20 protein-coding genes are annotated in these 21,390 nt (G+C 69.8%); 15 read left to right on the forward strand and 5 right to left on the reverse strand.

Annotated features, from left to right (window positions below; all coding sequences use genetic code 11):
- Positions 1-2 precede the first annotated feature (2 nt).
- Together RAC69_RS09065 and RAC69_RS09070 are read left to right on the forward strand one after the other, a co-directional pair.
- On the forward strand, positions 3-1,097 hold the full coding sequence (locus RAC69_RS09065; RefSeq protein WP_375086538.1) for a hypothetical protein: 1,095 nt from the start codon (positions 3-5) through the stop codon (positions 1,095-1,097).
- Positions 1,084-2,340: a hypothetical protein gene (locus RAC69_RS09070; RefSeq protein WP_375086539.1), complete on the forward strand. Its 1,257-nt coding sequence runs from the start codon at positions 1,084-1,086 to the stop codon at positions 2,338-2,340. Before RAC69_RS09065 ends, RAC69_RS09070 begins: the two co-directional genes overlap by 14 nt.
- Here RAC69_RS09070 and RAC69_RS09075 read toward each other — a convergent pair whose 3' ends face one another.
- Positions 2,341-3,546 carry an SAM-dependent methyltransferase gene (locus tag RAC69_RS09075; RefSeq protein WP_375086540.1) on the reverse strand — a complete coding sequence of 402 codons (1,206 nt, stop codon included), beginning with the start codon at positions 3,544-3,546 and terminating at the stop codon, positions 2,341-2,343.
- Positions 3,547-3,704: 158 nt separating this feature from the next.
- Here RAC69_RS09075 and groES point away from each other — a divergent pair, with 158 nt between their 5' ends.
- The 3 genes from groES (at position 3,705) to RAC69_RS09090 (ending at position 6,498) form a co-directional block, all read left to right on the forward strand.
- A complete protein-coding gene (gene groES, locus RAC69_RS09080; RefSeq protein ID WP_017203655.1) occupies positions 3,705-4,001 on the forward strand; it encodes a co-chaperone GroES in 297 nt (98 codons plus the stop codon).
- A gap of 144 nt (positions 4,002-4,145) precedes the next feature.
- On the forward strand, positions 4,146-5,135 hold the full coding sequence (gene rarD / locus RAC69_RS09085; RefSeq protein ID WP_375086541.1) for an EamA family transporter RarD: 990 nt from the start codon (positions 4,146-4,148) through the stop codon (positions 5,133-5,135).
- A gap of 103 nt (positions 5,136-5,238) precedes the next feature.
- Positions 5,239-6,498, forward strand: coding sequence for an ABC transporter substrate-binding protein (locus RAC69_RS09090; protein WP_375086542.1), 1,260 nt, complete (start codon positions 5,239-5,241; stop codon positions 6,496-6,498).
- Between the two features lie 186 nt (positions 6,499-6,684).
- On the opposite strand, the gene RAC69_RS09095 is transcribed toward RAC69_RS09090, so the two are convergent.
- The 4 genes from RAC69_RS09095 to RAC69_RS09110 are packed head-to-tail and all read right to left on the reverse strand — an operon-like array spanning position 6,685 to position 10,781.
- Entirely contained in the window at positions 6,685-7,455 is a 771-nt protein-coding gene (locus RAC69_RS09095) for an ABC transporter ATP-binding protein (protein ID WP_375086543.1), read from the reverse strand.
- The gene (locus RAC69_RS09100) at positions 7,452-8,462 is read right to left on the reverse strand and encodes an ABC transporter ATP-binding protein (protein WP_375086544.1); all 1,011 of its coding nucleotides are present in this window, start codon (positions 8,460-8,462) and stop codon (positions 7,452-7,454) included. Before RAC69_RS09100 ends, RAC69_RS09095 begins: the two co-directional genes overlap by 4 nt.
- The gene (locus tag RAC69_RS09105) at positions 8,452-9,429 is read right to left on the reverse strand and encodes a branched-chain amino acid ABC transporter permease (RefSeq protein WP_096714299.1); all 978 of its coding nucleotides are present in this window, start codon (positions 9,427-9,429) and stop codon (positions 8,452-8,454) included. The genes RAC69_RS09100 and RAC69_RS09105 overlap by 11 nt, the downstream gene beginning before the upstream one ends.
- Before the next feature lie 2 nt (positions 9,430-9,431).
- Positions 9,432-10,781 carry a branched-chain amino acid ABC transporter permease gene (locus RAC69_RS09110; protein ID WP_341935237.1) on the reverse strand — a complete coding sequence of 450 codons (1,350 nt, stop codon included), beginning with the start codon at positions 10,779-10,781 and terminating at the stop codon, positions 9,432-9,434.
- Between the two features lie 265 nt (positions 10,782-11,046).
- Between RAC69_RS09110 and guaB the strand changes: the two genes are divergently transcribed.
- The 10 genes from guaB (at position 11,047) to RAC69_RS09160 (ending at position 21,369) form a co-directional block, all read left to right on the forward strand.
- The gene (guaB, locus tag RAC69_RS09115) at positions 11,047-12,549 is read left to right on the forward strand and encodes an IMP dehydrogenase (RefSeq protein ID WP_375086545.1); all 1,503 of its coding nucleotides are present in this window, start codon (positions 11,047-11,049) and stop codon (positions 12,547-12,549) included.
- Between the two features lie 89 nt (positions 12,550-12,638).
- On the forward strand, positions 12,639-12,953 hold the full coding sequence (locus RAC69_RS09120; RefSeq protein WP_096714296.1) for a DUF2277 domain-containing protein: 315 nt from the start codon (positions 12,639-12,641) through the stop codon (positions 12,951-12,953).
- Positions 12,954-13,124: 171 nt separating this feature from the next.
- The gene (locus tag RAC69_RS09125; protein ID WP_375086546.1) at positions 13,125-14,168 is read left to right on the forward strand and encodes a response regulator; all 1,044 of its coding nucleotides are present in this window, start codon (positions 13,125-13,127) and stop codon (positions 14,166-14,168) included.
- A complete protein-coding gene (locus RAC69_RS09130) occupies positions 14,168-15,157 on the forward strand; it encodes an ATP-grasp domain-containing protein (RefSeq protein ID WP_375086547.1) in 990 nt (329 codons plus the stop codon). The genes RAC69_RS09125 and RAC69_RS09130 overlap by 1 nt, the downstream gene beginning before the upstream one ends.
- Positions 15,154-15,864 carry a PHP domain-containing protein gene (locus RAC69_RS09135; RefSeq protein ID WP_375086548.1) on the forward strand — a complete coding sequence of 237 codons (711 nt, stop codon included), beginning with the start codon at positions 15,154-15,156 and terminating at the stop codon, positions 15,862-15,864. The genes RAC69_RS09130 and RAC69_RS09135 overlap by 4 nt, the downstream gene beginning before the upstream one ends.
- The gene (locus RAC69_RS09140; RefSeq protein WP_375086549.1) at positions 15,864-17,351 is read left to right on the forward strand and encodes a glycosyltransferase; all 1,488 of its coding nucleotides are present in this window, start codon (positions 15,864-15,866) and stop codon (positions 17,349-17,351) included. The genes RAC69_RS09135 and RAC69_RS09140 overlap by 1 nt, the downstream gene beginning before the upstream one ends.
- Positions 17,348-17,488, forward strand: a complete 141-nt coding sequence (locus RAC69_RS09145; RefSeq protein ID WP_341935230.1) for a hypothetical protein — start codon at positions 17,348-17,350, stop codon at positions 17,486-17,488. The genes RAC69_RS09140 and RAC69_RS09145 overlap by 4 nt, the downstream gene beginning before the upstream one ends.
- On the forward strand, positions 17,488-17,835 hold the full coding sequence (locus tag RAC69_RS09150; protein WP_341935229.1) for a response regulator: 348 nt from the start codon (positions 17,488-17,490) through the stop codon (positions 17,833-17,835). The genes RAC69_RS09145 and RAC69_RS09150 overlap by 1 nt, the downstream gene beginning before the upstream one ends.
- Complete coding sequence (locus RAC69_RS09155; RefSeq protein ID WP_375086550.1) at positions 17,832-19,613, forward strand: sensor histidine kinase; 1,782 nt, start codon at positions 17,832-17,834, stop codon at positions 19,611-19,613. The genes RAC69_RS09150 and RAC69_RS09155 overlap by 4 nt, the downstream gene beginning before the upstream one ends.
- 67 nt (positions 19,614-19,680) lie before the next feature.
- Entirely contained in the window at positions 19,681-21,369 is a 1,689-nt protein-coding gene (locus RAC69_RS09160) for an ABC-F family ATP-binding cassette domain-containing protein (RefSeq protein WP_375086551.1), read from the forward strand.
- Positions 21,370-21,390: the final 21 nt, after the last annotated feature.

The following is a 21,390-nucleotide window of genomic DNA, read 5'->3' on the forward strand; positions in this document are numbered from 1 at the left end:
GGATGCTGCACGCCGACGAGATCGAGGAGCTGCGCGCCCTGCAGGCACGCGCCTACGGTCGCGGCGGCGGGCTCACCGATGCCGACGCCGACCGCCTTCGACATCTCGAGGACACGCGGGCCCCGGTGGCTCAGCCCGAGGCGGAGGCAGCGAGCGAACGGGACGTCGGCCCTGAGCCCCTCATCGACGCGGTGCCGCTGCGCACCACGCCGCCCGACGATCTCCGCACCGAGCCCGACGGGACGGCGCCGCCGCGCGACGCCGTCGCACCGGCATCCGACCGTCCGACGCGCCCCGACACCGTCCGGAGCGCGCTGCGCCGTCGCTGGCCGGTCGTCGCGGCCTCGGTCGCGGCGCTCGTCTGCCTCGGGGTGCTCATCGGCTGGCTCGTGTTCGCCGACGGGGGCCCCGAGCCGATCGCCCTCACGGCGGAGCAGCAGCAGTGGCAGAGCGAACTCGTGGCGACCGGCGTCTACGACCCCGGGTCGCTGCGCGCTCTTCGTGAGGAGGAGGGCGTGGTGATCTGGTTCGCCACGCAGAAGGGCGGCGAGAACTTCTGTCTCGTGCTCGCCGACGGGCAGAGCTCCGCGCCGGTGTGCTCGACGGAGGAACAGGTGCGCGCACAGGGGCTGTACGCGTCGATCACGTCGCCCGGAGAGGGCGAGCTGCAGAACGTCGTGGACGCGCAGATGTACCTCGCCGCCGGCGGCGACCCCGCCGTCATCTCCTACAACTACATCACCTCCTCGCAGTCCAGCGGTGTGCAGTTCGCGTCGCCGGTCGAGGCGGAGATCGCCGTGCGGCTCGGCGACTCCGGATTCGATGAGCGCTCCCTCACGGTGGTCGGGTACGACGGCGAGGTTCCCGTCTGGTTCGCCACGGAGAAGAACACCCAGCGCGCCTGCCTGATCTACGACGGGTCGCAGCCCGATCCGCTTCAGGCGTGCGTGGACGGGCTCTGGAGCGCACCGGAGGGACTCGCGCTGGTGCTGGACCGCGTCGCGGACGACGGATCCACGACCAGATACGAGTACCACCTCGGCATGGGCCGCCAGTACCTCACGATCTCGAAAGGCGCCGACGATGCGTCCGGATGACGAGTCGGAGCGGCGAGCCCTTCTCGCGCGGGCCTACCGCCGCGGAGGCGGGCTGACGGATGCCGATGCGCGGCGACTGGCCGAGCTGGAGTCGCTGCGGAAAGCCGCGCTCGCACCCGAGAGTCCTCGCTCTCAGACGACGCCCGACCCCGAGACCGCCGGCTCCGGCACGCGCGCCTCGGAACCGAGCGCCTCAGACACCGGCGAATCCGAGACGCCCGGCTCCGGCACGCGCGCCCCCGAGACGACATCTGCCGCGCGCGACACCCGGGACTCCGCGGGCGACATCCCCAGTCCCTCCTCGAACCGCCCCGAGGAGTCGCGCGGAACGGATGCCCCCGTGCTCTCGGGTCTCGGCGCGGCTGTGCGCTCCCATGCGAAGGCGGCGGTCGCGGCATCCGCTGCACTGCTTCTCATCGGGGTGGCCGCAGGGTGGGCCCTGTTCGGTGCCAGGGGTGCGGAGTCGGCGCTCACCGCGGGACAGCAGGAGCGACGCCTCGAGCTGCAGGCCGAGGGGAAGTACGACGACGGCTCCGTACGCCTCGTCACCGAGGACGACGATGCGGTCGTCTGGTACGCGACCCGCGACGGCGCCGACGAGACGTGCGTGGTCCTCGACGTCGGAGAGGCCTCTGCGGAGCAGTGCCGGCCGACCGACGGCGTCGACGACATGGCGCTGAGCGTGTCGCTGTCGGTACCCGTCGACGATCCCGACGATCCCGCGGACGCGTACGGCGCGTCGGTGTCGGCGGTGCTCGCCCGTGCCACCACGGGCGAGCCGCTGGCGTGGGTGCAGCGGTGGCGGCCGCAGGACTCGATGCTCGACCAGTTCGACGGCCAGGACCGCGAGCGTGCGGAAGAGCTCGTCGACCAGGGGTACCTCCCCGGCCTGTCGGTCGTGGGGTACTTCCACGACCGGCCGGTCTGGATCGCCGAGAAGCCCGCCGACGGCACGCAGAGCGGCGGGATGCTGCGCTGCATGATCGTCGACGCCGCTGATGAGGCCGGCGCGTGTCAGGCGTCGCAGGACAGCGCCGCCGACATCCGGGTGCTGAGCGTCGAGACGGCCGCCGACGGCACCACCGAGACGTGGTCGCTGCACGTGCGGTTCACGAACTGGATGAATCCGTATCTGACCATCGAGCAGGGGGTGCCCGCCGACGCGGAGGGCGTGTCGATCGAGCTCGGCGGCGAGTACGGGGATCCGATCCTCGTCGAGATCCCCGCGGAGGGGGACGGCTGACTACTCCGCAAGGGGTACGCGGTCGGCGAGGATCGCGCGGCGGTGGTCGCCGATGCGCGTGAGGATCAGCGTCGCCGAGGCGTCTCCGCGCAGCGTGAGCTTCTTGCGGAAGGCGGCCGGGTCGACGTCCATGCCGCGCTTCTTGATCTCGACGGTGCCGATGCCGTGCGCGCGGAGGACGGCGCTGATCGCCTTGGGATTCGCGGGCATCGTCTCGCGCACCCGGAACGACTGCACGAACGGGCTGGTCAGGGCGGCGTCGGAGGTCAGGTAGGCGATGCGCTGATCGAGCATCCCGGCCTCGAGGCTCCGCGCGACGTCGCCGATCAGGCGGGCGCGGATGACGGCGCCGTCCGGCTCGTGCAGGAACGCGCCGAGCTCGCGTTCGGGGGCGTCCTCGGCATCCGCTCCGGCGGTCAGCTCGCGCGAGCGCTCGCCGCGGATGACGAGCGCGGCGCGGCGCACGCTCTCGCGAGCGAGGGCGCCGGTCCAGAGCACGAGCTCCACCACGCTGCCGTCGGCGCTGACCCACTGCGCCTCGGCGTCGGCGGGCAGCGCGTCGCGGTCGTGGCCGGGGCCGAGCTTGATGCCGGTGGGGCGCTCGGCCGCGACCGCGAACGCCCAGTCGAGCGAGGGCGAGTAGTCGTCGGCGGTCACCCGCCTGGTCTCGCTGTGGCCGGAGGTGCGCCGGGCGGGATCCATCCAGACGGCGAGTCCGTCGGCCGCCTGCGGCAGGTTCGCCTCCGCTGTTCCGTGCTGCACGCGCGCGGACTCGCCGAAGGGGGCGAGATTGTAGGCGGCGATCGCGGCGGTGACCTCGTCGGCGTCCACGGCCTGGACGTCGAGGCCCGCGCCGGCGAACGCGAGCGCGTCGCCGCCGATGCCGCAGCCGAGGTCGGCCACGGACGTCATCGCCGCGCGACGCAGTCGCTGCGCGTGCCGCGCGGCGACGCCGAGGCGCGTCGCCTGCTCCAGCCCGGCGCGCGTGAACAGCATCCGGTCGGCGAAGTCGCCGAACTTGGCGTGCGCCTTGGCGCGCAGCCGCGCCTGGCCGACGACGGCCGAGACGAGATCGGGGGAGTGGCCGGCCGCCCGCAGGCGCGAGACCGTCCGCGCGACGTCGGCCGCCTGGTCGACGTCGCCCAGATCGTCGAGGAGCCCGAGCCCTTCCGGGGTGAGCAGTGCACGCAACTCCGACATCTCCACGCCCTCAGCTTAGGCGGGCGACCGACACGGGCAGGCGGCCGTCGCTGGCACTCGCATTGCATGAGTGCCAGCCGACCGCCTACACTTGCAGTTAGCACTCTCGGGTTGAGAGTGCGAACAAGTCTTTCGTGTCAGCGTCAAGAAAGAAGAGGTAGACCGTGTCGGTTTCCATCAAGCCGCTCGAGGACCGCATCGTCATCAAGCAGGTCGAGGCCGAGCAGACCACCGCGAGTGGCCTGGTCATCCCCGACACCGCCAAGGAGAAGCCCCAGGAGGGCGAGGTCGTGGCGGTCGGCCCCGGCCGCATCGACGACAACGGCAACCGCGTTCCGCTCGACGTCGCCGTCGGCGACCGCGTGCTCTACAGCAAGTACGGCGGCACCGAGGTGAAGTTCGGCGCAGACGAGTTCCTCGTCCTGTCGGCTCGCGACGTCCTCGCGGTCGTCGTCCGCTGAGACAGCGTCTCTCGGAAGGGCCCGGATGCATCATGCATCCGGGCTCTTCCTGCATTCGGCCACAGCGCGTCCGAATCCTGCCATTCTCGTAGGGCGGTCGAGCACCGAGCAGGCGGCCCGCTCGGCCGGGACTAGGGTTGTGCGGTGACCTCGACGACCACCGCCCCGCGATCCAGCCAGACGGCGGGGATCGCGTTCGCAGGCGGCGCGTATCTCCTCTGGGGAGTGCTGCCGCTGTACTTCCTGCTGCTGGCACCGACCGGTCCGTGGGAGGTCGTCGCCTGGCGGGTACTGCTGTCGCTCGTCTTCTGCGTGATCCTGCTGACGGTGACGCGCGGGTGGCAGGCGTTCGGAGTGATCCTGCGTCAGCCTCGACTGCTCGGCTGGACGGCGCTCGCCGGACTCCTGATCTACGTCAACTGGCAGGTGTTCCTCATCGGCACGCTGTCTGACAATGTCATCGAGACGAGCCTCGGCTACTTCATCAACCCGATCACGACGGTCCTGCTCGGGGTGTTCGTGCTGAAGGAGCGCATCCGACGCCTGCAGTGGACCGCGATCGGCATCGCGGCGGTCGCGGTCGTCGCGATCATCGTCTTGTACGGCCACTTCCCCTGGATCGCGCTCTCGCTCACCGCCTCCTTCGGGCTGTACGGCCTCATCAAGAAGAAGATCGGGCCGGCCGTGGATGCCGTGAGCGGCCTCACCCTCGAGTCTTTCTGGCTGATCCCGATCGCCGTCGTGCAGCTCGTCGTCGTCGCGACGACGCCGGAGGGGCTCTCCTTCGGCCAGAACGGAGCCTGGCACGCCGTCCTTCTCGCGTTCGCCGGAGTCGCGACCGCCGTGCCGCTGTTGCTGTTCGCCGCGGGAGCTCGGCGCATCGACCTCGCGGTGATCGGCATGATCCAGTTCATCACCCCGGTGATGCAGTTCCTCATCGGCGCCGTCGTGCTGGGCGAGCCGATGCCCATCGAACGCTGGATCGGATTCGTGCTCGTCTGGGTCGCGATCACGGTGTTCGTGATCGACCTGCTGCTGGCCGCACGGCGCGGACGCCGCACGGCCGTCGGGCCGGTCCGAGACCGCCAGACCGGCCCCGCTGTCCGCCGCGGAAGCGCGCGAGCGGATCGTTAACGCACCGAAACACTACCGACCCCTCCCGGAAGCGTTCTGCACCTAATGTGTAGATCATCCGACCGTGGTCCACAGTCCACGGCCAGTCACGCAAGGGAGCATCATGACCGTATTCACGCGCTCGCGCAGCGCCAAGATCATCGCAGGGGTCGCGCTCGTCAGCGCCTCGGCGCTGGTCATCTCGGGCTGCAGCAGCTCGCCGTCGGAGGAGTCCTCGGGCGGCGGCGACAAGCCGGCACAGGACCTCACCCTCAAGCTCGGCTCGCTGCTGCCGCAGACCGGATCGCTCGCGTTCCTCGGTCCGCCCATGGAGTCGGGCGTCGGCCTGGCCGTGAAGGAGATCAACGACGCAGACGCCGGCATCACGATCGACCTCACCGCCGAGGACGAGGGCGACACCGACACCAAGGCGTACGAGACCTCGATCACCAAGCTCCAGAGCGCGGGTGTCTCCGCGATCGTCGGCGCCGCGGCCTCGGGCGTCTCGAAGCTCATCCTCGACGGAAACGTCAGCGCCGGCATCCTGCAGATCTCGGCCTCGAACACGTCGCCCGACTTCACCACGTGGGACGACGACGGCCTCTACTTCCGCACCGCCCCGAGTGACCTGCTCCAGGGTGAGGTCCTCGGCAACCTGATCGCCGAGGACGGTGCGAAGTCGCTGGGCATCATCTACCAGAACGACGCGTACGGCACCGGCCTCGACGCCGCGATCAAGGAGACGTTCGAGGGCACAGGTGGCGAGGTCGTCGCCGAGGCGTCCTTCAACGTCGGCGACGCGCAGTTCGACGCGCAGGTCGAGACGATCAAGGCCCAGAACCCCGACGCCGTCGCGATCGTGTCGTTCGACCAGTTCAAGACGATCGCGCCGCTGCTGGTGAACGCCGGAATCTCCGCCGACAAGTTCTACATGGTCGACGGCAACCTCTCCGACTACGGCGACGAGATCCCGGTCTCGCTCGAGGGCGCTCAGGGCACCAAGGCCGGTCCCGCACTCGAGGACGACTTCACCGACCGCCTCCAGACGTACTGGACCGGTGAGGGCAACTCCGAGGTGAAGGACTTCACCTACGCGGCAGAGGCCTACGACGCCGTCGTGCTCGTGGCTCTCGCCTCGCTCGCGGCCGGTTCCACCGAGGGCGCGGACATCGCGGCCAAGATGCAGGAGATCTCGGGCGGCTCTGGCGACGGTGAGAAGTGCACCACGTTCGCGGACTGCGCCAAGATCATCAACGACGGCGGCACGGCCGACTACGACGGCTACTCCGGCGAGGTCACGTTCGACGAGAACGGCGACCCGCAGGGCGCCACGATCGGCATCTACAAGTACAACGCCGAGAACACCATCGAGCGCACCAACTGATCACGCCAGCGCCCGCTGACTGATCGCGCGAAGGCCCCGGATGAAGCATCCGGGGCCTTCGTCATGCGTGTCGTGGGGTGGGGCGGCGTTTCGCTCCGCTCGCTCGCTCGACGACCAGGGAACGGGACGCGCACGCACGAGAGAGGGGCGGATGCCGCAACATCCGCCCCTCTCGTCTCTGAGCCGTCAGGCGGCGTCCGTGCCCAGGGTGCCGAGGTACAGGCCGATCACCTTCGGGTCGTTCAGCAGGTCGCGTCCGGTGCCCTCGTACGCGTCGCGGCCCTGGTCGAGCACGTAGCCGCGGTCGCAGATCTGCAGGCAGCGGCGGGCGTTCTGCTCGACCATGATGGTCGTGACGCCTGCCTTGTTGATGTCGGAGACGCGGATGAACGCGTCGTCCTGACGTACGGGGGAGAGGCCGGCCGACGGCTCGTCGAGCAGCAGCACCGACGGGTCCATCATGAGCGCGCGTGACATCGCGACCATCTGGCGCTCACCGCCGGACAGCGATCCGGCTCGCTGCTTGAGGCGCTTGCCGAGTTCGGCGAAGATGCCCGTGACGAACTCCAGCCGCTCGGTGTAGGCCTTGGGGTTCTGGTAGAGCCCCATCTGCAGGTTCTCCTCGATCGACAGCGAGGGGAAGACGTTGTTCGTCTGCGGTACGAACGCCACACCGCGTCTGACGAGCTTGTCGGCCTTGAGGCCGACGATGCTCTCGCCCTTCACGGTGATGTCGCCGTCTCGCACGTTCACGAGCCCGAAGATCGCCTTGAGCAGCGTCGACTTCCCGGCGCCGTTCGGCCCGATGATGCCGATCAGCTCCCCCTGCCTGGCGACGAGGTTCGCGCCGTTGAGGATGTTCACGCCGGGCAGGTAGCCCGCGTGCACGTCCTTCAGCTCGACGACCACGTCATCGTGCGCCGGGGCCTTCCCGTTCACGGATGCCGCATCGCTCATGCGCGTCCCTCCTCTGCCTCTTCGGCGGCCAGTTCCGCATCGGCCTCCGCCTCGATCTGTTCCCGCAGCTTCACGGCGGCGGTGTCGGCCAGTACCGGGATGCGGCCGGTCACGGCGCCGAGATCGACGTCCTGATGCGCACCGAGGTACGCGTCGACGACAGCCGGATCCTCCATGACCTCCTCGGGCGGCCCCTCGGCGACGACGCGTCCCTCCGCCATCACGACCACCCAGTCGGCGATGTGCCGCACCATGTGCATGTCGTGCTCGACGAACAGCACGGTCATGCCCTGTTCCTTGAGGTCGAGGATGTGATCGAGCAGCGACTGCGTGAGCGCCGGGTTCACGCCGGCCATCGGCTCGTCGAGCATCACCAGCGTCGGGTCGCTCATGAGCGCCCTGGCCATCTCGAGGAGCTTGCGCTGACCGCCCGAGAGCGCTGCCGCGAAGTCCTTCTCCTTGGCGTCGAGCTTGAAGCGCGTGAGCAGCTCGCGCGCCTTGAGCTCGATCTCCTGGTCCTGCTTGCGCCACAGGAACGGGAAGAGGCTCGACCAGAAGCCCTCGCCGCGCTGGCCCGGGGCGCCGAGCTTCATGTTCTCGAGCACCGTGAGCAGCGACAGCGACTTCGTGAGCTGGAACGTGCGCACCTGGCCCATGCGGGCGACCTTGAACGACGGCACGCCGGACAGGTTCTTGCCGTCGAACGACCACGATCCGCTGTTGGGCTTGTCGAACCCGCAGAGCAGGTTGAACAGCGTCGTCTTGCCGGCGCCGTTCGGGCCGATCAGCGCGGTGATGGCTCCGCGCGGGACCTCCAGGTGATCGACGTCGACCGCGGTGAGGCCGCCGAAGCGGCGCTGCACGGCATCCACCACGAGGATGGGGTCGACCTTGGCGACGCCGGGGGCGGCCGGGCCCTTGGTGAGGCCGGTCGTCTTCGGACGTCGGACGCTTCCCGTCGCGGGGGCCGATTCGGCGCCGGCGTCGGGGGTCAGTTCATTTGACAAAGGTCATCTCCCTCTTGTCTCCGAGGATGCCCTGCGGGCGGAAGATCACGAGCAGCATGAGGGCGATGCCGACGAAGATGAACACCAGCGTCGACGCCTGGCTGTCGGACATGGGCAGGAGGTCCGCCTTGGCCATGGCCGGGAGCAGGTTCGCGAGGAAGGCGAACACGACCCAGAACAGGATGGCGCCCAGCGTCGGCCCGAAGACCGTCGCGGCACCGCCGAGCAGGAGCACCGTCCACAGGAAGAAGGTGAGCGAGGTCGTGTAGCTGCCCGGCACCACGGCGGAGGGGAGGACGAACACGATGCCGCCCGCCGCGCCGATGATGCCGCCGACCACCAGGGCCTGCATCTTGTAGGCGAACACGTTCTTGCCGAGCGACCGCACGGCGTCCTCGTCCTCGCGGATGCCCTTGAGCACGCGGCCCCATGGGCTGCGCATGAGCGCCCAGACGACGAGCACGGCGAGAGCCAGCACGATCACGCCGAACACGCGGTTCCACAGGTCGTTCGCCGTGTAGGTCCACGGTCCGAAGCCGTACGTTCCGGTGGGGAAGGGGTTCGCGTCGCGGAACCCGCCGTTGTATTGGGCGAGGCCGTCGGCCGAGTTGGTGAACTCGTCGAACAGCTGCGTCGTGAACAGCAGACGCACGATCTCACCCGCCGCGATGGTCGCGATGGCGAGGTAGTCGGCTCTCAGTCGCAGCGTCGGGATGCCGAGGAGCACCGCGAACAGCGCTCCGCCGCCGAGCCCGATGAGCATTCCGACCCACCACGGGAGGCCGAAGGAGAGCACGGAGATCGCGTAGCCGTAGCCGCCGACCGCCATGAACGCCGCCATGCCGAAGTTCAGCAGACCGGCGTAGCCGAAGTGCACCGCGAGGCCGGTCGCCGCGAGCGCGTATGCGATCGTGACCGGGCTGAACAGGTAGACAGCGGTGTTGGAGAAGATGCTTCCGAAGTCCATCGTCAACCCAACCTTTCCTTGCGTCCGAGCAGACCCTGCGGCCTCACCAGGAGGATGACGATGAGGACGACCAGCGCGCTGGCGTACTTGAGGTCCGACGGGATCCACAGGGTCGAGACCTCGACCGCGATCCCGACGATGAGCGATCCGACGAGGGCGCCGAAGGCGGTGCCGAGACCGCCGAGTGTGATGGCGGCGAAGATGAGCAGCAGCATCTGCATGCCCATGTCCCACTTCACGCCGGGGCGGAAGTACGCCCAGAGGATGCCGGAGATCGCCGCGAGCACGCCCGCGAGGATCCACACGATGCGGATCACGCGGTCGACGTCGATTCCGGATGCCGCGGCGAGCTGCGGGTTGTCTGAGATGGCGCGAGTGGCCTTGCCGATGCGGGTGCGGGTGAGGAACCACGCGACCCCGAGGATCACCACGATGCTCACCGACATGGCGATCATGTCGATGTACGACAGCGAGATCGGCCCGAACTGGATCGGCGTGGGGCTCGCACCGGGCAGCTGCCGCGTGCCGCCGCCGATGAAGTACTGGAAGACGTAGCGGAGGGCGAGCGAGAGTCCGATGCTGACGATCATGAGCTGCACGACGCCGAGTCCGCGTCGTCGCAGCGGACGCCACAGCCCGGCATCCATCGCCCAGCCGAAGAGACCTCCTCCGATCACCGCCGCCGCGATGCCGAGCCACAGCGGCAGGTGCCAGAAGCTCGTGGTGACCAGGGCGACCAGGCCGCCCCACGTGACCATCTCGGCGTGCGCGAAGTTCGACAGGCGGGTGGTGCCGTAGATCAGGGCCGCACCCATTGACGCGAGTGCGAGCAGGAGGCCGAAGTTGAGCCCGCCGACGAGGCGGGAGAGGAGCTGGTCGATGAAGGTGACGGTGACCCGCTGCCCCTCGCCGAGGAAGAGGTTCGTGATCTTCGTGCCGGTGAGGCCGAACTCGACTTCGAACGACGCGGTCGTGCCGGCGATGGGCTGCGTGCCCTCCGGCAGCTGGGCCGCGTCGACGATCACCCCGTCGGGGAGCGTGTCCTCGTCGACCGTGAGCGTGTACTTCTCCTTCTCGGGGACGTACAGGCGCCACTTGCCCTCGGCGTCGGTCTCGGTCTCGCCCTCGAACCCCTTGCCCTCGATCGTCATGACCACGCCCTCGACGGGCTGGTCATCGAACGTGATCACGCCGGCGAAGTAGAAATCGGTGATCTCCTGACCGTCGTCGGTCTCCTCCGCGGAGGCCGAGGCGGGTGGCTGCAGCCACAGGAATGCAAGGGCGAGGAGCGACGCGAGAAGGGGGATGACCCATCGCGTTCCGCTTCGCTTCGCCGAGATCGTCGGACTCACAGAACCTCCCAGTCCAGTACACAGACCAAGACAGGGTGTTCATCGGCCTTGATGTACGACGGTATGAGCGTAATGTGTCGGCTCTGTTTCAACCAAGGCACGATCTGCTCACGGTGAGCACGATCTCATCACGAAGGTGCGCGCCCGATGGCCACCGCGCGGGGGCGAGATCACGTGCGCCGCCGCCGGCACCGGGAATTTCTCCAGCCGTCCGACGCTTAGAATTGGTACCACTCTCGCCAGTCAGCGCCCAGGAGGAGCATCCATGGATCAGCACGACCCCTTCGGATTCGTCGGACTCACTTACGACGATGTGCTGCTCCTCCCGGGGCACACCGACGTCATCCCCAGCGAGGCGGACACCTCGTCGCGGATCACGCGCCGGATCTCGGTCGCCACTCCGCTGCTCTCCAGCGCCATGGACACCGTCACCGAGTCGCGCATGGCCATCGCGATGGCGCGCGAGGGCGGCATCGGCATCCTGCACCGCAACCTCTCGATCGCCGATCAGGCCGCGCACGTCGACCGCGTGAAGCGCAGCGAGTCCGGCATGATCACCGACCCGATCACGACCACCGCCGACGCCACGGTCGAAGAGGTCGACGCGCTGTGCGCCAAGTACCGCATCTCCGGCCTGCCCGTGGTCGACGAGGACGGCCGTCTCGTGGGCATCGTCACCAACCGCGACATGCGCTTCGTCTCGGGCTTCGAGCGCCAGACGACGTTCGTGAAGGATGTCATGACCTCCGAGGGCCTCGTGACGGCCCGCGTCGGCGTCGCGGCGGGCGAGGTCATCGCGCTGTTCGCGAAGCACCGCGTCGAGAAGCTGCCCCTCATCGACGAAGACGGCAAGCTCGCCGGACTCATCACCATCAAGGACTTCGACAAGAGTGAGAAGTACCCGCTCGCCACCAAGGACGACCAGGGTCGTCTGCGCGTCGGCGCGGCCATCGGATTCTTCGGCGACGCGTGGGAGCGCGCCGAAGCTCTGCGCGACGCGGGTGTCGACGTGCTCGTCGTGGACACCGCCAACGGCCAGTCGCAGGGCGTGATCGATCTCGTGAAGCGCCTCAAGGCCGACGAGAGCTTCGCCCACATCGACGTGATCGGCGGCAACGTCGCGACCCGCGAGGGTGCTCAGGCGCTCGTCGACGCGGGCGTGGATGCCGTCAAGGTCGGCGTGGGCCCCGGTTCGATCTGCACCACGCGCGTCGTCGCCGGCGTCGGCGTTCCGCAGGTCACTGCGGTGTACGAGGCGTCGCTGGCGGCCGGCCCCGCCGGAATCCCGGTCATCGCCGACGGCGGCCTGCAGTACTCGGGCGACATCGCGAAGGCCCTCGTCGCCGGCGCCGACGCCGTGATGCTCGGCTCTCTGCTGGCCGGCACCGACGAGTCGCCGGGTGAGATCGTGTTCCAGTCGGGCAAGCAGTTCAAGCAGTACCGCGGCATGGGGTCGCTGGGCGCGATGCAGACCCGCGGCAAGCAGACCTCGTATTCGAAGGACCGCTACTTCCAGGCCGACGTGCCGAGCGACGACAAGCTGATCCCCGAGGGCATCGAGGGCCAGGTGCCCTACCGCGGCCCGGTCTCGGCCGTGGCGTACCAGCTGGTCGGCGGCCTGCGCCAGTCGATGTTCTACGTCGGCGCCCGCACGATCGAGGAGCTCAAGCAGCGCGGACGCTTCGTGCGCATCACCGCCGCCGGACTCAAGGAGTCGCACCCGCACGACGTGCAGATCGTCGTCGAGGCGCCGAACTACAAGCGCTGAGCGGCGCACCTACGACGGTTCAGCGGAAGGGGCGGATGCTGCGGCATCCGCCCCTTCCGCATGTCCGCGGCGCGGCGTACCGTGCCGGTATGTGCCGCAACATCGTCCCGTTGAACAACCTCGAACCGGCCGCCACCGACGACGAGTGCCACGACGCCGCGCTGCAGTTCGTGCGCAAGATCTCGGGGTCGAACGCCCCGTCCCGGGCCAACCGGGAGGTGTTCGACCGTGCGGTCGAGGAGATCGCCCGCGCGACGAGGGAGCTCATCGACGGTCTCGTGACTCCGGCCCCTCCCAAGAACCGCGAACAGGAGGCGGACAAGCGCCGAGCGCGGTCCGCGGAGCGGTACGAGGCGATCCGGGTCTACCAGCAGGAGAAGCGCGCTGCACGAGCGGCATCCTGATCCCTCCGCGAGCGGAGTTCGACGCGGCGACGCGGTAGCGCTCCCACCTCCGCCGTATGCCACTATTTACAAGTACTCGCTCGACTTCCCTCGGGCTTCCGGTGGAGAAGGCCTCCGGTGGCGCATCGCCGGTCCCCGCCGGCAGGGGGACATCCCCATGGAGAGCCGCATATGTCTGACGATGCACCCCGCGTCCTCGTCGTCGATGACGACCCCGACGTCGCCCTGCTGGTCAAGACCGTCCTCGAACGCCGGGCGGGATGCGTCGTGCTCACCGCGGGCGACGGGCTGACCGCCGTCGAGCGCATCGCCGAGTTCGAACCCGACGTGGTCGTCACCGACATCGAGATGCCGGGGCTCGACGGCCTCGAACTCGTCGCGGAGCTGCGTCGCCGTGACCCCGTCGTGCCCGTCGTCGTGATGACCGCCCACGTCTCGGTCGAGTACGCCGTCTCGGCGCTCCGCGCCCAGGCCGACGAGTTCCTCACCAAGCCCCTCGACAACGTGCGGCTCGTGGAGGCTGTCACCCGTCTCGCCGCGGAGGGTCGCGCTCGACGGACCGCCAGCCGTGCGAAGCAGGTCGTGCTCGCGATCGGCGCGCACCCCGACGACGTCGAGATCGGGGTCGGCGGGATCCTCGCCGCGCACTCCCGCGCCGGCGACTCGGTCACGATCCTCACGCTGTCGCGCGGCTCGCGCGGAGGCGACGCCGACAGTCGGCAGCACGAGTCGCTCGCCTCGGCCGATCGGCTCGGCGCCCGTCTGTTCCTCAAGGACCTCATCGACACCGAGATCTCCGGCGGCGGGACGACCGTGCGCCTGATCGAGGAAGTGGTCAACGAGATCCAGCCGACCATCGTCTACACGCACTCCGAGCACGACCGTCACCAGGACCACCGTGCCGTGAGCGAGGCGACGCTCGTCGCGACCCGCAAGGTCGGCACGGTCGCGTGCTACCAGAGCCCGTCCGCCACCATCGACTTCCGCCCGACACGGTTCGTGCGCATCGACGACTACCTCGGCGAGAAGCTGCAGCTGCTCGCGTGCTTCGCCTCGCAGACCGCGACGCGCGACTACCTCGACCCCGGCTTCGTCACCGCGACGGCACGGTACTGGTCGCGTTTCGGCGGGGGAGCGGCCGTCGAGCCGCTCGAAGTCGTGCGCGAGACCGCCGAGTTCATCGGCGCCCACGAGCTCACCAGGCAGGAGGGCTGATGGCCGCCCGCATCCTCGTCACCGGCGCCGGCGGTCCCGCCGGCGTCGCCGTGATCCGCTCGCTGCTCCGCCGTGACGACCTCACGGTGTTCGCCGCCGACATGGACGGCTGGGCCAGCGGCATCTATCTCGTCCCACGGGAGCAGCGACGGCTCGTGCCGCCGGGCCGGGCCGACGACTTCGTCCCGGCGATCGCTCAGATGGTGCGCGACGATCGGCTCGACCTCGTGATCTCCACGGTGGACGTCGAGCTCGTGGCGCTCGCCGGGCGCCGGGCCGAGCTCGCCCCGGCGGTGCTCGCCGCGCCCTCGGAGGACACGCTGCACGCCGCGCTCGACAAGTACGTCCTCGCGGAGCGGTGCGCATCGACCGGACGCAGCCCTCGGACGCTGCTCGCAGGGCCAGAGGCACTGGCCGCAGAGTGGGAGTTCCCGGTGTTCGCCAAACCTCGTCAGGGGGCGGGGAGCCGCGGCATCCGTCTCGTCCCCGACCGCGCGGCGCTCGAAGCGCTGCCGGTCGACGAGGGGCTGATCGTGCAGGAGTTCCTTCCCGGCGAGGAGTACTCGGTCGACGTGATCGCCGATGCCTCGGGCCGCGTGGTGGCCGCTGTACCGCGCACCCGCGCTCGCGTGGACTCGGGTGTCGCCATCGCCGGCCGCACGGTGCACGACGAGGAGCTGGAGCAGACCGCCGCGGCCGTCGCATCGGCGATCGGACTCGTCGGCGTCGCGAACGTGCAGCTGCGGCGCGACCGTTCCGGGCGCGCGATGCTGCTCGAGGTGAACCCGCGGTTCCCCGGTGCCCTGCCGCTCACGATCGCGGCGGGCGTCGACATCCCCTCGCTCGTGGCCGATCTGTTCCTCGGCGTCGACATCCCGGCATCCGTGCCGTTCCGCGAACTCGCCTCGGTGCGCTTCCTCGAAGACATCATCGTCGAGGCCGACGAGGTGCTCGTCTCCGAGCACGCCGGTCATCAGGACGAACTGTGAGCCACGACCTGCTGCGCGGCGACCACCACGTGCACTCCACGTTCTCCGACGACGCCGTGTCGACCCTCGAGGAGAACGTCGCGGCGGGTGCCGAACGGGGGCTCACGACGCTCCGGCTCGTCGACCACGTGCGCAGGGACACCGCCTGGGTCCCCGAGTACCTCGCGGCCGTGCGAGGGCTGCAGGTGCCGGACGGGCTCACAGTGCTCACCGGCGTGGAGGCGAAGATCCTCGACGTCTCGGGCGAGCTCGACATCCCCGTGCTCCCGCCAGGGATCGACCGCATCCTCATCGCCGACCACCAGTTCCCGGGAGACGACGGCCCGCTCGGACCGACCGCGGTGCGCGAGCGGATCGCCGCCGGATGGGCGACGGACGACGTCCTCGACCAGCTGGTGACCGCGCTGAACGCCTCGATGACGCGGTACCCGGGCAATCAGCTCGCGCACTGCTTCTCGATCCTGCCGAAGATCGGTCTGGTCGAGGACGACCTCGGCCCCGAGCGGATCGCCAGCTGGGCCCGCACCGCAGCCGAGACGGACACGCTCGTGGAGGTCAACGAGAAGTGGGGCTGCCCGGGCGGCGCGCTGCTCGATGCGCTACGGGATGCCGGAGCCGTCGTCGTCGCATCGACCGACAGCCACGAGGCCTCGGACGTCGGTCGCTACGACCGCGTCGTCGCCCTCCTCGACGGTCGGAGCCTCTGATGCCCGCCCTCACCGGTGCCGAGACCGCGCTGGTCGTCGTGCTCATCCTGTGCGTCCTGGTCGGGACGCTGCCCGTGATCAACACGGGGCTGCAGTTCCTGCTGCTGCCCGTGCACGCGTTCCGCAACCACTACGGCAAGGCCGCCCCGCACCATCCGCGCATCGCCGTCCTGATCCCCGCGTGGAACGAGGCGCTCGTGCTCGGCCCCGCGATCGAGAGGCTCCTGCAGCTCGAATACCCCGCCGACCGCCTCCGGGTCTTCGTGATCGACGACGCCTCGACCGACGACACCCCCGCGGTCGTGGCGGCCAAGATCGAGGCCCACCCCGGACGTGTGGTGCACCTGCGGCGCGAGCAGGGCGGGCAGGGCAAGGCGCACACGCTCAACCACGGGCTCGATGTCGTGCTCGCGGACGAGTGGACCGAGGCCGTGCTCATCATGGACGCCGACGTGATCTTCGCACGCGACTCGCTGCGCAAGCTCAGCCGCCACCTCGCCGACGAGAAGGTCGGCGCGGTCACCGCGTACATCGCCGAGGGCAGTCGCGACCGCAACTACCTCACCCGGTTCATCGCGATCGAGTACGTCATCGGGCAGCTGTCGGCACGCCGCACGCAGAACGTCGGGGGCGCGATCGCGTGCCTCGCCGGGGGAGCGCAGCTGCACTCTCGGGCGAACCTCGAGGCCATCGGCGGGCGCATCCCCACCGGCACGCTCGCCGAAGACACCATGACGACGTTCGAGGGGCAGCTCAAAGGACGCCGCATGGTGTTCGAGCCGCACGCCGTCGTGCTCGCGGAGGAACCGCGCACGATCGACTCGCTCTGGAAGCAGCGCCTGCGGTGGGCGCGAGGGAACGTGCAGCTCACGTCGATCTACAAGAGGCTCTGGTTCCGTCCCAGCGATCAGCACAACCTCGGCAGCTTCGCGTTCGGCCTCGCCTGGTTCACGATCCTGCTCCTGCCGGCCTTCATGATCCTCGCAGCGGCCGGGATGCTCGCCCTGCTGCTCCTGCACAGCGACATCGCGGAGTTCGTGTTCCGCTTCATGTGGATCTCCGCCGCGTGCATCTACCTGTTCTCGATGCTCTTCGCCGTGCAGCTCGATCCGCGGATCGGCCGCCAGTCGTGGCGCGAGGCGCTCATGTTCCCCGGGCTCGGGGCCCTGCTCCTCATGGCGATCGCCCTGTTCCCGCGCCTCTTCGAGGACGGGCTCGCCGCCCTCGGACTGCCGCTGAACGACGAGACGCGCATCCTCTGGGCGATCGGCTTCTATCTGTGGGGGCCGATCTCGATGCTCGGGATCTGGCTCGCCCGCGTGGTCGAGAAGCTTCCCGGCGGACGCTTCTTCGCCGGCCTCCTGCTCTACGTCTGCGGGTACGGCTCCCTGCTGTGCGCCATCACCGTGGACTCCTACATCAAGGAGTGGCGTCGCGCCGACGCCGCCTGGATCAAGACCGAGAAGGTCGGACGGGTCGAGTCATGAGCGAAGCACTGCCGCGCGCGGACGAGGAACAGGAGATCGCGACGGATGCCCGGCGCGAGCGACGCCTCGTCTGGCAGGCGCTCCTCTCGCTGGCCGTCGTCGTGGTCGTCGTGATCGTGCGAGAGCTGCTCCTGTGATGAGCGGGCGGCCGCTCGCGCTCGTGGTCGAGGACAGCGCCGACCAGACGGAACTCCTGCGCCGCCACCTCGACCGGGAGGGATTCGACGTCTTCGCCGCGGCGGATGCCGAGAGCGCGATCAGCGCGTTCGACGGCATCTCGCCCGTCGTCGCCGTCGTCGATCTGCTCCTTCCCGGCATCACGGGCACCGAGTGCGCGCGACTCGTGCGCACGCGGTTCCCCGACTGCTTCCTCATCGTGAGCTCGGTGCTCGACGCGACGGACTACCCGGAGGCGGATGCTGCGCTGCCGAAGCCGATCGTCGGAGCCGATCTGCGCGGCATCCTCCGCGGGATCGCGCGGTGAACGCGACGCCTCTCCGCCGCGCGGAGAACAGCTGGTACGGCATCTTCGACAACCCGAGCCCCCTGATCAAGCAGGCGCCCACGGCGATCGCGGCCGCGCTCGCCGCCCTGTTCACGTGGCTCTACCCCGAGCTTCCGTTCTCCGACTTCCACGCCGCCCTCGCCGGGCTGCTGCTCGTGCTGTTCGCGACCGTGCACGCCGGCATCCTCAGCGTCCGCCGCGTCTACGACGGCTGGATCGTGCTCGTCATCCCGATGATCGACATCATCGGACTCGGCCTGTTCCGTGCGGGCACGGGCGGGCCGACCTCTGTGTTCACCTCCCTCGTGCTGCTGCCGGTGGTCTGGATCGCCGCGGCCCCGGGCATCCGCTACGTCTTCGCGGTGGGTGCGCTGACCTCCTTCGCCCTGCTCATGCCGTACATCACGGAGCCGCCCGGCAGCTCGGTCGAGTGGCTGCGCGGCGTCGTCGGGCCGCTCGTCTTCTCCGCGCTCGCCGCCGTCGTGAACGAGCTCTCCCGCCAGCAGCGCCTCCGGGTGCGGCAGGCGGAGCTGCTCGTCGCCGAACGCACGTCGGCCCTCAGCGAGAACGTGGTGGTGCTCGAGAGGCTGCAGGAGAAGGAGCGGGAGTACCGACAGCTGCTCGACTCGTTCCAGAGTCTCTGGGCGTCGATCACGGTGCAGGCGGTCGTCGCGGTCGACTTGACCGGACGCATCACCGAGTGGAATCCCGGAGCGGTGCGGCTGCTGGGCCTGTCGGTGCAGGAAGCGCAGGACGACGTGCGGATCGACCGCTTCTTCACGGTGTCTGCGCTGACCCAACTGGTCGGTGACGCCCCGTGCGCGGCCGCGGGGGCCGACCTCCCGTCGGGCATCAAAGCACTGTTCGCGCGAGCCGAAGCCGAGCGCAGCATCGAGGGCGACATCGACGTCACGACGGCGGGCGGCACGGTGGTGCCCGCCCGCGTCACCGTCAGCCCGCGTCGGGACGCCACGGGCGAGACCCAGGGGTATCTGCTCGTGATGACCGACGAGACGCGTGCCGTCGAGGTCGCGCGCATGAAGGACGAGTTCGTCGGGATGATCTCGCACGAGCTGCGGACACCGTTGAGCGCGATCATCGGGTTCCTCGACCTGCTGCGCAACGATCCCGGGCAGCCGCTCTCCGAGGAGCAGGAGGAGTTCGTCGGCATCATCGAACGCAACGCGCAGCGCCTGCTGACGCTCGTCGGCGACCTGCTCTTCACCGCTCAGGTCGAGTCCGGGCGCTTCCCGTTGGATCGCTCCGAGATCGACCTCACCGAGATCGTGCGCACCGCGGTGACGTCCTCGCGGCCGCACGCCCAGCGCGAGGGTGTCGAGCTCGTGGCGGAGACCCCCTCGACGCCGGTCCGCGTGGTCGCCGACCCCGGCCGCATCGGACAGGCGCTCGACAACCTGCTCTCGAACGCGATCAAGTTCACGCCGTCGGGCGGTCGGGTCACCGCCTCCGTCCGTCCGCGCGAGGGGGGCATCGAGCTCGCCGTCCGCGACACAGGGCTCGGGATCCCCGAAGACGAGCAGGGGATGCTGTTCACCCGGTTCTTCCGCGCATCCACGGCGACGCGCAACGCGGTCCCCGGTGTGGGCCTGGGGCTCACCATCACCCGGGCTATCGTGCTCGCCCACGGCGGGTCGATGGACGTCACGAGCAAGGAGGGCGTCGGTACGGAGTTCCGGATGTACCTGCCGACCTCGCCCCGCACCGAGGCGGTGCAGGTGGTCACGAGCACCGTGTGATCTATCGGGTCGTCGCCGCCTGATATTCTGGTCGGCTCGCCAGGCGGGCGGAAGGACGGCCCGCACCGTGGGATACATCGACATCGCAGGGGTCTCGCTGACCCTGCCCGACGGAAGACCGCTGCTCGACGAGGTGACGTTCCGCGTCGGCTCCGGGTCGACGAGCGCGCTGATCGGGCCCAACGGGGCGGGCAAGACCACGCTGCTGCGGATCATCCGAGGCGATCAGGCGGCGGATGCCGGAGTGGTGACCATCGACGGCGGCCTCGGCGTCATGGACCAGTTCGTGGGCCACGGCGAGGCGGGGGAGACCGTGCACGACCTGCTCGTGCGCGTCGCGCCGGCCCGCATCCGGCACGCAGCGCAGGCGCTCGAGGCGGCCGAGAACGCGCTGATCGAGCGCGACGAGCACGACACGCAGATGGCCTACGCGGCGGCGATCGCCGAGTACGCCGACGCCGGCGGGTACGAGCACGAGACCGTCTGGGATCAGTGCACGGTGGCCGCTCTCGGCGTGCCGTACGACCGGGCGCGCTACCGCGAGCTGACCACGCTCTCGGGCGGAGAGCAGAAGCGGCTCGCGCTGGAAGCGCTGCTGCGCGGCCCGGACGAGGTGCTGCTGCTCGACGAGCCGGACAACTACCTCGACGTGCCGACCAAGCGCTGGCTGGAGGAACAGCTGCGGCAGACGCCGAAGACCGTGCTGCTCGTGTCGCACGACCGCGAGCTGCTCGCCCGAGCCGTCGACCGCCTGGTCACGCTCGAACCGGGTGGGGCCGGCGCGACGGCGTGGGTGCACGGCGGGGGGTTCGCCACCTACCACCAGGCGCGCACCGACCGGATGGATCGCCTCGACGAGCTGCGGCGGCGATGGGACGAGCAGCACGAGAAGCTGCTCGTTCTCGTCGCGACGCTGAAGGTGAAAGCGTCGGCGAACGACGGCTTCGCGTCGCGGTATCAGGCGGCGCAGACGCGTCTCCGCCGGTTCGAGGACGCGGGCCCGCCGCAGGAGCGCCCGCCCGCGCAGGACTTCGACATGCGGCTGCGCGGCTCGCGCACGGGCAAGCGCGCGGTCGTCGCCGACCGGCTCGAGCTGACCGGGCTCATGCAGCCCTTCGACGTCGAGGTCTGGTACGGCGACCGGGTCGCCGTGCTCGGGTCGAACGGCTCGGGGAAGTCGCACTTCCTGCGGCTGCTCGCGCGCGGCGGCAGCGACCCCGACCCGAGTCTCGGACACGTCACCTCGACCGCCGAGCAGCTGTCGGAGGTCGCGCACACCGGAGCGGCGGTCCTCGGCGCGCGCGTCGTGCCCGGCCTGTTCGCGCAGACGCACGCCCACCCCGAGTTCGTCGGGCGCACCCTGCTGGAGATCCTGCACCGCGGCGACGAGCGACGGGCGGGGATGCCGCGGGATGCCGCGAGCTCGGCGCTCGACCGGTACGGCCTCGTGCGGCAGGCGCAGCAGACGTTCGAGTCGCTGTCCGGCGGGCAGCAGGCACGGTTCCAGGTGCTGCTGCTCGAGCTCTCGGGGGCGACGCTGCTGCTGCTCGACGAGCCCACCGACAACCTCGACCTGGAATCGGCCGAGGCGCTGGAAGACGCCCTGACCCGGTTCGAGGGGACGGTGCTGGCCGTGACGCACGACCGGTGGTTCGCGAGATCGTTCGACCGGTTCCTCGTGTTCGGATCCGACGGTCGGGTGTACGAGGCCGACGAGCCGGTGTGGGACGAGCGCCGCGTCGTGCGAGCGCGGTGACGGCCCCGGCACCCCCCCCGC

Source organism: Microbacterium sp. LS_15 (assembly GCF_041954735.1).
GTDB lineage: Bacteria > Actinomycetota > Actinomycetes > Actinomycetales > Microbacteriaceae > Microbacterium.

Excerpts from the sequence above, each read along its gene's own strand:
- RAC69_RS09065 (WP_375086538.1), top strand. The coding sequence starts at position 3 with ATGCTGCACGCCGACGAGATCGAGGAGCTGCGCGCCCTGCAGGCACGC.
- RAC69_RS09070 (WP_375086539.1), top strand. The coding sequence starts at position 1,084 with ATGCGTCCGGATGACGAGTCGGAGCGGCGAGCCCTTCTCGCGCGGGCC.
- RAC69_RS09090 (WP_375086542.1), top strand. The coding sequence starts at position 5,239 with ATGACCGTATTCACGCGCTCGCGCAGCGCCAAGATCATCGCAGGGGTC.
- RAC69_RS09095 (WP_375086543.1), bottom strand. The coding sequence starts at position 7,455 with ATGAGCGATGCGGCATCCGTGAACGGGAAGGCCCCGGCGCACGATGAC.
- RAC69_RS09105 (WP_096714299.1), bottom strand. The coding sequence starts at position 9,429 with ATGGACTTCGGAAGCATCTTCTCCAACACCGCTGTCTACCTGTTCAGC.
- guaB (WP_375086545.1), top strand. The coding sequence starts at position 11,047 with ATGGATCAGCACGACCCCTTCGGATTCGTCGGACTCACTTACGACGAT.
- RAC69_RS09120 (WP_096714296.1), top strand. The coding sequence starts at position 12,639 with ATGTGCCGCAACATCGTCCCGTTGAACAACCTCGAACCGGCCGCCACC.
- RAC69_RS09125 (WP_375086546.1), top strand. The coding sequence starts at position 13,125 with ATGTCTGACGATGCACCCCGCGTCCTCGTCGTCGATGACGACCCCGAC.
- RAC69_RS09130 (WP_375086547.1), top strand. The coding sequence starts at position 14,168 with ATGGCCGCCCGCATCCTCGTCACCGGCGCCGGCGGTCCCGCCGGCGTC.
- RAC69_RS09140 (WP_375086549.1), top strand. The coding sequence starts at position 15,864 with ATGCCCGCCCTCACCGGTGCCGAGACCGCGCTGGTCGTCGTGCTCATC.
- RAC69_RS09145 (WP_341935230.1), top strand. The coding sequence starts at position 17,348 with ATGAGCGAAGCACTGCCGCGCGCGGACGAGGAACAGGAGATCGCGACG.
- RAC69_RS09150 (WP_341935229.1), top strand. The coding sequence starts at position 17,488 with ATGAGCGGGCGGCCGCTCGCGCTCGTGGTCGAGGACAGCGCCGACCAG.